At 33.5% G+C, this 11,662-nt stretch carries 7 protein-coding genes; all 7 read right to left on the reverse strand.

Features of this window, described 5'->3' with window-relative positions; translation table 11 throughout:
- Window positions 1–11 precede the first annotated feature (11 nt).
- The 7 genes from Q0951_RS08240 to Q0951_RS08270 are packed head-to-tail and all read right to left on the reverse strand — an operon-like array spanning window position 12 to window position 11,659.
- Entirely contained in the window at window positions 12–551 is a 540-nt protein-coding gene (locus Q0951_RS08240; protein WP_299336096.1) for a hypothetical protein, read from the reverse strand.
- Window positions 552–572: 21 nt separating this feature from the next.
- Window positions 573–3,128, reverse strand: coding sequence for a hypothetical protein (locus Q0951_RS08245; protein ID WP_299336097.1), 2,556 nt, complete (start codon window positions 3,126–3,128; stop codon window positions 573–575).
- On the reverse strand, window positions 3,125–6,160 hold the full coding sequence (locus Q0951_RS08250) for a hypothetical protein (RefSeq protein WP_299336098.1): 3,036 nt from the start codon (window positions 6,158–6,160) through the stop codon (window positions 3,125–3,127). Before Q0951_RS08250 ends, Q0951_RS08245 begins: the two co-directional genes overlap by 4 nt.
- A complete protein-coding gene (locus Q0951_RS08255; protein ID WP_299336099.1) occupies window positions 6,157–9,285 on the reverse strand; it encodes a hypothetical protein in 3,129 nt (1,042 codons plus the stop codon). Before Q0951_RS08255 ends, Q0951_RS08250 begins: the two co-directional genes overlap by 4 nt.
- Window positions 9,286–9,290: 5 nt before the next feature.
- Complete coding sequence (locus Q0951_RS08260) at window positions 9,291–9,704, reverse strand: GPW/gp25 family protein (RefSeq protein WP_299336100.1); 414 nt, start codon at window positions 9,702–9,704, stop codon at window positions 9,291–9,293.
- A gap of 1 nt (window position 9,705) precedes the next feature.
- Window positions 9,706–9,996, reverse strand: coding sequence for a PAAR domain-containing protein (locus tag Q0951_RS08265; RefSeq protein WP_299336101.1), 291 nt, complete (start codon window positions 9,994–9,996; stop codon window positions 9,706–9,708).
- 1 nt (window position 9,997) lies between these two features.
- The gene (locus tag Q0951_RS08270; protein WP_299336102.1) at window positions 9,998–11,659 is read right to left on the reverse strand and encodes a phage baseplate assembly protein V; all 1,662 of its coding nucleotides are present in this window, start codon (window positions 11,657–11,659) and stop codon (window positions 9,998–10,000) included.
- Between the last annotated feature and the right edge of the window lie 3 nt (window positions 11,660–11,662).

Raw genomic sequence — 11,662 nt, forward strand, 5'->3', positions numbered from 1 at the left:
GGCGTAACTGTTTATTCTATATGAGCTGGAACATGCAATTGTATGGATGTGTAAATCATATCTGACTTACTCAATCCAACTCCTGGGAAATCAAGCTTCAATATATTTGGTTCTTCTAATGCAAAAACCATTGGAACTGGTCCAATATTCACAATATTGTTATTTAAATTATTCATGCCTTGACGAACAGTGTATGGCACGATGAATGAAATCTTATTGTGTGCAATGATTTCTTTTAATTTAGGAAGAAGACCAGGTTCTAATTTAAAACTTAGATTCCCTTCATTCTTTTTTAGGACTTTTAAAGCCATTGTAAAGTTCACACTAAACTTTTCAAAACCTCTAAAAGAATAAAACATAACTGCATTTCCACCCGATTTTACAGGCTTTTTGAAATTATTATTTTCAAAGGGTATTAAATCAGATTCAACTTCATTGTTTTCTGTATAGTCTAAAAGTTTTGTTAGTACATCCCGTACTTCTTTTGCTGTATTATTGCCACCGTTTTCAATGGCTTGAATAGCTGTTTCTACGTCTTGTCGTGTTGCCATGAGTATATATGTTTAAATTGTTTATTCAGGTTTATTTGTAAAAAAATCGTCATCACTAAAATCGCGATGATCAAAATCGGCTATAATGGTCTGATTTTCATCATTTGGCGGTAAAGCAATGTTTATAGTGTCGCCATTACCACAACAGATATATGGCAGGTAAAAGTCTGCAATCACTACACGTTCTGGTATCTTATTATTATTTGGAAGCACTTCTGGATTTAGATCAAATACATCTTTGATATTATCAAAAAGATAATCTCTAACAGACAAAGGAATGTTTGCTGGTAAATTTAGTTTTGCATTTTCCAGTAAATTGCCTTTAACACGTTCTACTTCTTTTGTGCATTCATCTTCTGGCTTATCATCTTTTGGATTTACAATGAATGGCTTTACATATTGATTAAATGTGATATTCTCAGCAATTTCAACTTCTGCATTATCAAACAGAGACGCTTGATATATATTTATAGTTTCTAATAGATTAAGAGTAGTAGGATTGATAAACTTAGGCTTAGCAAAAATGGAAGAATCTGTATAAAGCATAATAAAAGTACCTCCTTTTGGCACACCTGCTTTGTGTTCTATTCCAGGATGAGATTCTAAAAATTTAGATAGGAACAGGTTTTTATATTGCTCTTTCCAACGGCGATGTGCTTCTTCGACTATAACTGTAAATGGATCTTCCAAAAACAGGCTATTAATTTCATCAAAGTGATCGATTAAATCTTCTTCTATCCTACTAAAATCCTCAGGCTTTTGAAGCAACAAGCATCTTCTATGAGATACAAAAAGCCTGTTGAGCGCTCTAAACACATCATAAAAGTCTTTATAATTAAACAAAAACTCTTGTAGATTATCTGACAGTAATTCTCTGGTTTCAGCAAGAATATTTGAAAGATTATCAACAACATTGTCTGTAATAAGAATATAGTTTTCTTGAATTTCAGTTTTATTTCTTTTTACCCAATTAATTACATACTCTGTTATACTGAACACTTTTTTACGAGCCATATCATAATCCAATTCAAGGTCATTCCAGTCGCCTTTATGTTTGGAAATATCAACTGTCTTTTTTAGATAATCGGAAGCATTGAGTGCTATAACTTTAAAAGGCAATCTGTTTTTATTCACCTGAGCAATTACTGTTGCTAAAGCTTCATTATAGTTTTTACCAATATGCCCTTCAATTCTATAGAAATTAAAAGGTTCAGAATCATATCCTAACGGGTTATTAACATGATCATCTGTATCATTATATAGCTTAGAATGGTAACTTAATATGTGTTGGTGAAGTCCTTTCATTTTCAATATTGGAGACCATTTACCCACCATATCTTTAATATTTCCGTAGTAATAAGGGATAGCACGTTCTGATAGAGGTTCAGTACCCAATCGAGATGGTGTGATCTTTATTCCGTCTAATCGAACTGTTTTTAAATGAATATCAAAAAAACTTAATTGATGTATGAGCTTATGAATTAATCCCTTTAATTCCTCTTTTTTCACTTTGTATTCCTCGGCAAGAATTCCAGTTTTTATGAAAGGAGTTCTAAAACGATACAAATCATTTTCTGTCCCTATATCTTGAGTTTCAAATTCGGCTAAGCCTAGTAATACATGAAAAGGAAATAAATCATTATTTGGACAACAAATAGATGGATTACAAGTATTGAACTTGGCAATTTCATGATACGTAGCTAGCAGATCTCCTATCCAATCTACCACATATTGAATGTAAATGTCATTTCTATATTGGGCATGTAATGTATTAACCTGTGCTAATACATTAGAAAGCCTAGAATAGTTTGACACATCTCCCAATTCTTGTTGATAATGGTCGTGTACTGATTTGATTGCATCATGGAGAATTTGTTTACTCTTATTTATCTGTAAGTTAAAAGCCTCCAAAACATGTTGACCAGTCACAAGATTTGTTCTGGGAACATTATACTTTGGTAATACCTTCTTAGCAAAATATGTATTCTGACATTGGTTTAATCTTATGGCACTGTCTTCTAGTTCTTCTCTATCAATGAGCAAAGGTCTTGCTTTAAACTCCAATCTCTTTCCCTTATCTGCACAATCAATAGCGACACAATTCTTTTCATCAATTAATGGAGCTTCAAGAAGTAACATGATGACTTTGTCATCTAAAATATCTTGAGTCAAGATCTCTTTTCCATCGTCTTCACTATCTGAAGGAAGTAATTCTAAACAATTTTCAAAGGGCTCATATAATTTAGCATAGTCATACATTGTCTCCAGATATGGATGCTTTTCCAAGTCAGGATGCAAAAAATATTCTGAAATAGTAGTTGCTTTAAAATGTGTATATCTTGAATCTTTAAAAGGAATAAGAAAACCCAGAGAAGTAATAGCAGTCCCACAACCAATATCAACGGTTCTTGCATTAGGTCTTTTAATGTCAAGACCACAAACAATCCCCATACCTAACAGTGCAACTCTAGATATACGATCTTGTTCTTCTAAATAACTAATGAGTTTGTTTAAATGCTTTTGGCTTAAAACCTGATCGGCTTCAAATACTGGATAATCTGTTATTACTGGTGTCATGGCTCTATGTTTTTCAGAGTTCCTAAAGAACTATTATTTAATGATATAGGATTGGTTAATTCACTCTCTAGACAATCGTGAAGCGTCCCTTCGTCGTATATGGTATTCAATCGTTTTAATTGGGCTATCAAATTGGATAGTTTTTTATTGTAAGCTTTTTTCGCACTCAGGCTTAAAGTGTCTAAACAATATTTTGTTCTTAATTTCTTATACTCAATCAGCCACGCTTTATAAGCATTTTGAAAGCCTATCATATCGTCTCGACCTACCCAACAAATTTTTAAAAGCGTATGAGCTGGTGCTTCAGATCTCATTAAAGTTTCAGCATAATTTCTAAAATATCGGTTTCTAAAACGTGACAACCATCCTGGCAAAATTACAGTTGCCTTAAAAGAATATGGATCATTATTTGCTTCGGAATAGCAATCATCATTGAGGCAAACAGTGAGTAAATCATCATCTGTTAAATCATTATCAATTAAAGGCCTTAATAGTATGTGTTCAATACAATAGAAGTTTTCTAAATAGGAATTCAGAGCCTGATAAAGTTTTGGAATAAATTCTTCGGCCTCGGCTACACTGTTAAAAGCTTTTTCAAATTTGGCAATTTTTATATGATCGCTATTTACAAAATAAATAAACGAATTAGCAAAAGTGACCACGCGATAAGCCGACACATTATTTATAAGCATATGCGCAAGTTCCCATCGCTCATTTAAAGTAAATGTATTGGTATTTGGAAGACTGAAGCTCAGTGGCCCAATTACAGTATTATAGGTCCAAAATGATTTAGGCTGATCATCAACTATATCTGAAAGTGTAAATGTATTGATGCCCAACAAAGCTGCAATACGGTTTTCAAAACCACCTCTTTCACTTATGCCCCAAGGATGTTCTATATCTACGGAATGTTCTTGCAAATAATTCATTCCTAAACCTCTAGGATAACTAAGTTGAGGATATTTAGCTATAAATTGCTCTTTGTCATGAATTAGTTCATTATCCTGAAGCGTGATTTCTGCTAATCCATTTGCATTTTCCTGCATGGTATGCATCATGAAAACATAATCACTAAACGACTCACCAAAACGAGCCATAAGATGATCTAAAAAACGATTACGTCTATCAAAAAATAGCTTGTCATTTTCATAATGAGATCTATCATCTTCATTTTGTCCATTAAATAGAGTGGTTTCAAATGTAGCTGAGTAGACCTCATCAGCAAACAAATCTTCATCTATTCCTGAGATATTCTTTAATTTTTGTACAAAATAAGTGCGGTCAATAGTGTTGATATCCAACAAATCTTTTGCATGAAAAAGCTGCTTGAAGAAGTCTGCCAAAAGTTGATCAAAATGCTGCAAATATGCTTTTAGTTGCTTAGCTTTAATCTTTCTTGATACTGGTTCTGTTCCTAAAAGATGACCTTTCCCTATACCATAAGTTACAGGAAAATCATTTTGGATACTATGGTAGTCATCTAATTGAAAATATTGTCCTTTGGGAAACGTAAAATCATTTTCAGCACCTTTAAGTTTATAAGTGTTATTATCGGTTTTAAGGTAAAACACTCCATCACTCAATTCAAATGCTCCACTTTCAGGAATTATAAATGGAATGCCATCTCTAAACATTAATAACTTTGATTTGTTAAAACTGAATACTGGCTTTTGCTGTCCATTAAGCTGCAAACACCAAGGCTTATTCATTGCGCTTTCAAGAGGCTGACCTAATTTATCATAAGCAGTAAGCAGCATGTTATCTACTGCTAACACACCATCAATACTCATTAATGCTGCAATAATATCAGACGCATGAATGCACTCAGGTAATTGCGATTTTTCAACTTCTTCGTCTAATAGAAAACCATGTGATAAAGATGGCCCATTAAAGATCTGTTCTGGACTTAGGTCCTTATCTAACATTTGGTTAAGCGTATAAAAGCGTATAGGCGGATTAAGGATAAGATCTATAGCTTGTTGAATTTTAGCTAATACAGCTTCAGCATCTGCACTGGTATTTATATGAATATCTGCACATACACCAATATCGATAGTGTCTATAGTTTCAATACATAACCAGTCTTCAGTAAAATTTCTATTATCATTTAGTATTTGATCAATTTCAGCATAAATACCATCCACAATTTGCTTTTTGGCATTGAATTTAGAAATGGTGTCTGTTATGTGTTCAATATCATTGAAATAGGTCTCCACTAATGAGGTTTCAAGTGGATCAACTACTGTTATCTTTAGTGTTAATGTATGTGTTGGATTTGACTTTTTATGAACGGTTACAGATACTGTATTTTCATCAATAACAATAGTTTTGATTTTTATTTTTAATGGATTGCTCATCAGGTTGAGCCAGGCTGTTTTTTGATGTTTCCAATTATCAAATTCGAGAGCAATATCTGTGGCCACAAAACGAGTAACACCTAACTCCTCTATTGAAAAGGAGTCTTGAATTTCAACTTCATTAAGTTGTCCCAAATCAATGTCTTCTCCAAGCTCGACTATAATCTTATTTAAACCTCTTATTTTAAGCCTGTTTAATGTATTATCAAATCTATCTACAGACTTTAAACTTAATTTATCCTCTCGCGGATTTATAAAAACCGGAATTTCATTATCCAGAGGATTTGAATAATCTAATGCATCTTTAGTTCCATTTGAATAACTAAGCCATGCATTATTTACACCTTCAATATCTATAAGTACTTTGCGATAATCTATAGGTGTCAATGGTGCATTGGTAAGGATCTCGCTAGCTTTAAAGAACGTTTTATTATCTATAACTCCCTGATCATTTGCCAATAAATCTTCAATATCAAAATTACTACGATAACCAAGTTCAGTTATGGCATAGCATAATACTTCAAGTATAGTTATACCAGGATCGTGTGCATTAAAATCGGTCCACAATTTGTGTGATAAAGATTCAATATACTTTTGCCCCTCTGCTCTTAAAAACTCATAGTTTTGAGCTTGAGACAACACCCGTTTTTTATCTATGTAACTTACTACACTCATGAGCAACACACGTTATTAATTGTTGTAATAGAATGCTCATGCGGCACAAAAAGAGAGTACACTGTTTTAGGGACAATTTTTTCTACATCATTGAACGATTGTAAAACCACGCTGGTAGTATCATCTAAAATATGGTGATTAACCTTAAAATCAGAGATATAGTCTACAAAAGATTGCATTTCTATTAACTGTATAAGTTTGGATTTTTCTATTTCAGTTTGAAATTCGACACTGGAATCCTTGTTGTAAGCCCACGGACTTAAAAACGTATTGATCGTCTCAATTAAACGTTGCGTATATAGTCTGGAATCTGCTCCTGGAACATCATGATGTTTGAAATTAAAAACAACTTCTAACTGTTCTAACTTAGGAGGCTTTACATTAATTCGTGTATGATGTGAAGATTTCGATTCTAAAAATGTTTTAATACGTTTCATTGTTCCAATTGGAACAATAGGTTTCCAATACACAGGCACATTGACACCAAGTCCTTTTGCAATAGGAATTATGGTGACATAACCAGAAGAAGAGTTGTCAATTTCGTGTGCATCATAGCGATAATGATTTAAGCATTTAACTCTAAATACTTCAGGGAAATTATCGAGAACTAAGGTTTCATAATCCCAAATTGAAATTGCTCTTTCCTTATGTCTCAAACGCTCACTTGAACGCTTATAAAACATTGAATCTGTGTCTCTCAATCGTCCGTAAAAAGAAGAATACGGTTGATTGACCTTTTTGATTTCATTCTTGGGTTTTAATAGTTTTGAAATGGTCTCAGGTGCTAGATTTTCCTGAAATTCCAATCCATTTTCATCGTGATCAAATAATACTGCTTTTAATGCTTGTGTGTGTATACCTACTAAGTGACAAATTGCATCAACACGTTCTGCAACCTCGACCTTTATCCACCATATCCCTTTTGGGAATTTAGTTTGTGTCTGATGATCTAAATCTTCAGGAGCTTGCAAATGAACAATCCCTGACTGTGTAAGTCCATTGGTTTCATCTCCTATAGACTCTGCGCTAAAAGGAACCCAACGATTGCCCTCTAAATAGGTCCATCTCAACTCAATTGGTAGCTGTCTGGGATTTGCGCTTCCTTCTGCAACTTGAAACAAGAGGCTTAAAGAATTTCCTGCATCAATATCTTTGATACCAATAAACAATTCGCCATCATTATCTATTTTGGGTACGATAGTAAAGTTAGTTCCAGAGAGCTTTTCATAGCCTTTAGGATACATATTGAAAAATGACACATGGTTATGTTGCGAATCTGCTTCATAAGCGAATGTTACATCACTAATGGTAGGAATGTAAGGCAAAACAGGAGATGACAACTTAGACTGTTTTATAAATGTATTCAAATAGGTTTCACCTGCATACCCTTTATTGAGGATGATTTTAAAAAATCCGTTGGCATCACTGGGTGTTAACTTTTCATCATCAGTAAAATCAAAATCGATAGGACCTCTATTATGAAGTCTGAACAGCTGATCATTTCTATTCCAGTTATTTTCCGCTGTCCAAATGCCATTCTCTAAATATTCAAGTTTGGTATTTTGGTAAATATTCCACGAATTGTCACTGGTTTCAATATTTAGGTTACCCTTTGCTTTTTTCTTTTGAAAAAATTCTTTGTTTGAAAATGTAATGGAGTGCCCGTTTTTGGGAATGAGTCCGAAGGGTTCAAATGATTTGGTATGGTCAATCGTCCCTGTATCAGAGAATAGCTTAAATTGTCTGTAGTTAGAAACTACGACTTTAATTAGAATTTTATTACATCTGAAACTTGACAGCTTTCCGTTTTTTGCTATAATTTTTAAGACTGGGAATGGTGTATTTATTGAGATTCCGTCGTGAACTTCACTATTTAATGGAATTATCGAAGGATCTTCATTAGCCAAAGAAAGGTGTAACTGACCTTCAATATTGGTTGGGTTTTTAATTTGAAACCATTCCTCTTCTGCACTGATATAAAAATTATAATCATTGACATTAAGTTCTAATGTCTCTCCATTATGCTTACTGAAATTTATTTGTATGACTCGGTCTCCTCCTTTAAGAAAAAATAGTGGACTTGCCATTGCAAAACCTAGCTGATCAGCAATAGCATCTTTTGTAAATGCTTTCCAACTTTCACCTTGAGCATTTGTTTCCGTTAGATCATTAAAATAGTATCTACTATTATTTTTAAAACCGCCATATATAGTTTCTATTACGGCTTTATTTATTGTAGCATCTGCTGTTGAAGCATAATATTTCTTTTTACCGTCTTTAGCTTTCCCTGCTAGAAAAACGCTGTCTTTTTCAATAGAAAACGTTGATGTACCTAGGTGTGGTTCAATATAGCAATGCACATAATCTGGGCTTGCTTTTTGAGGACTTAAATGAAGAACATCTTTATAATAGAAATCAAGATGCCGTTTTGTAAACGTGTTTAGATCAGTCTGGGCATTTTCAAAAAGCTTTAAAAATGCAATATAAAGCGCGTATTGAGGTGAATGCTTTGGATAAGACTCTAAATTTTTATGCAGTTGCTCCCTACTCCTTTGTTTCCAATCTGTCAAAAGCCCGAATAAATTTTGAATTTTCTTATTGAATAAATGATTTTGAAAAAGAATATTTAAATCATCGGGTTGATTGACTTGCAACATAATTGCTTCGAGCAACACACTCAGTGTAGATTTTGTTGAATTAAAGTAATCTTTAATAGAAAGATCTAAGGGAAGCTGACTTACTTTTTGGAATAGATCCTTGAACAGGATATTAATAGATTGAAAATAAGGATCAATTATTTTGCGATGATCATCAGATGGTAATAAAATAAGTTTTTGTTTATTGGTCTTGTAGTTAGCCGCAAACTTTTGAATATCTAGGCTTGCGATTTGAGCAAGAATAGATGTTGATTCCCATCCAAAAAATGAACTCCAATTTCCTAAGATCACATTTTCACCATCGTAAAAATGCAAATGAGTTGACAACCTGTAAGCTGATACGATCAGGTCTTCTATAGCTCGTTCATCAATTTTTATGAATTCACTATCTAGGGCTTTAGGTGAACGACTCAGCTGAGTTAACCCCTTAGTTCTATGTGTCTCTATATGTGGATTGCAATCAGACATTAAAATTAATTATTAATATGTGTTCCTTCTTTTATATAAAACGGATATACATAATTCATTCTAGAATTAGTAGCCCTTATTTTGTATTCTATTTGGATATACAAAACACCTTCTAAAGGATTGGATTTAGAAAAAAATATATGTTCTAAATCTATTCTTGGCTCGTACTTTAAAATGGCTTTTTCAATTATCCTTTCCATTTTAGTTAAGAGTGTTGTTGTAATATTTTCAAATGGCATTGTATTAATTCCACAACCAAAATCAGATCTCAAAATGCGTTCACCTAAGCCTGTATTAAGTAAAATATTTAAGCTCTGTTGGATATCTTCCTCATCATTTACCATTACTACAGATCTTTCAATTAGATCAAAAGCAGGTGGAAAACTCCATCCTTTTCCTAAAAAATTATTATCGTCCATTCTAACCTCCAATTATTACGGTTAAACATCCTTTTACAATTTTTCCGCCATGCGCAGTACTATCTCCCATTCTAGCTGCAGGCATTTTACCAATTTTTACAGTTGAAGACCCAGAAGCAATTGTATCTGGCGGACCAGTACACGTGCACATATCACCAACTACTGAAGCTGGTTGTTTTCCAATCATAACAGTTGTATTTGCTCCTGCCTGAATAGGTCCACCAACATGAGGTTTGGTGCCATCAACCATAGGACATACATGCAAATCATTTAATCGTGCTGCAAATTTCATATCAGTTTAAGTTTATAAATGCTCCTTCAAGGTTCATATTACCAGAAGCCTTGAACGAATTCTCAATGCCTTCAATTTTAATATTACCAGCAGCTTTCAAAATGATGTCTTTTTTACTATCTAAAGTGATTCCTTTATCATTTACTGAAATGGTGCTTCCATTATTTTTATCTTGTACGTAGAACCCTTTTTTATCATCACCAATGATTAGTTGTTGATTGGCCTTTGTACTAATCTCCACCGTCTTTTTCTCATCATCTATAATAATTTTGGTTCCCTCCTTAGAAACGAAACCTTGTATGTAATTTTTTTCTTTAATACTGAAAGGAGCAGGTCTCGCACTACTATACAATTTACCTAGTATAACTGGTGTATCAGGATTGTTATTAAAACATCCAAGGACAACTTCATCGTCAACTTCCGGAATAAAGAATCCTCCACGATCTGGACCTGCTTGTATGGAAGCTAATCTTGCCCAGACTCCTTCTCCACTATCTGATATTGATGGTATTCTAACTTTAATACGAAATTCTGAATCTCCATCTATTTTGGTTACTACACCTATTTGTAGTCCTTGCATAGTATTAGACTGTCCTAATATATCCTCATTTGAAGATCTGGAGCCTCTGACATTTTCAGCAAAGGAATTATTGTTTTCTAAACCAAAACTATATTCCGTTTGCCAGCACCCATTTTCGATAGTATGGTGCTCAGCAGATATTATTAATGGACTAGCATCAATATTTTGATTCACTTTTTCAAACTGAATGTAATCTCCATAGTTTGCCTGAAGGTTCCCAAAAGTCTTCACCTTCCCTTTAGTAGTTGCCAATCTGTTTTTTGCTGCTCTGGCAATTGATATTTGATTCTTTGTTTGGTTGCTATAATTGGTCTGACTTAAATCAATAACTTCAGAGCCTTCACTATTCTCTACATTAGTTTCATTGTCTTGTGTTTCAATTTCCTGAGTTTCCGGATTCCAGGTTCTAATCACTACATTAGACACTGTAGATTCTTGAGTGCCTTCAAACTCAAAGACATTCACTCCATTTTCAGCCAGATATAATGGTTGAAAAGCTTGAGCTGTACTATCAAAAGCTTTAAAAACACCTTCTTTAATTGTTGTCATAAGACCAAGTGTATCGAGATAACTCAATATATAATCCCATGGTGTGGTATTTGATGTTTTACTAACTATTTCATCACCTCCAACTTGTAAATCCACTTCGTTAGAAATCTGTAAATGATTAAGAAATCTGTCCATTTTTGTGCTAAAGGTTTCATCAGCTACAACATCTTGCTGACTCATTAGATTGACACAAACATCTTTACATTCTACTTTAGTTTCAAATCCACAGTTGCTGCCTACATTGCGTTCTAACCTGTAGACCATCCCTTTAAACAGAGTTTTGGTTTCATTACCTTCACTCACTTGAATTTCAATAGCATCAGTCACTGCAAGAGTATCACTTTCCAGAAGGTCTTCCTCACTGGTTGTATCTGGATTAGAACTTATAAATAGTAATTTAGCAAAGGGGATTTTATTGAATTCATAGTGACAATCCACTTTTTTTAAAAACGTATGCAATCCAGACAATTCACCATTGATTAAGATTTGTATGTTCAACGTACTCTGAGATGGTATGAATGGTTCTAAAGGCATATT

The organism is uncultured Psychroserpens sp., assembly GCF_947501425.1.
Lineage (GTDB): Bacteria > Bacteroidota > Bacteroidia > Flavobacteriales > Flavobacteriaceae > Psychroserpens.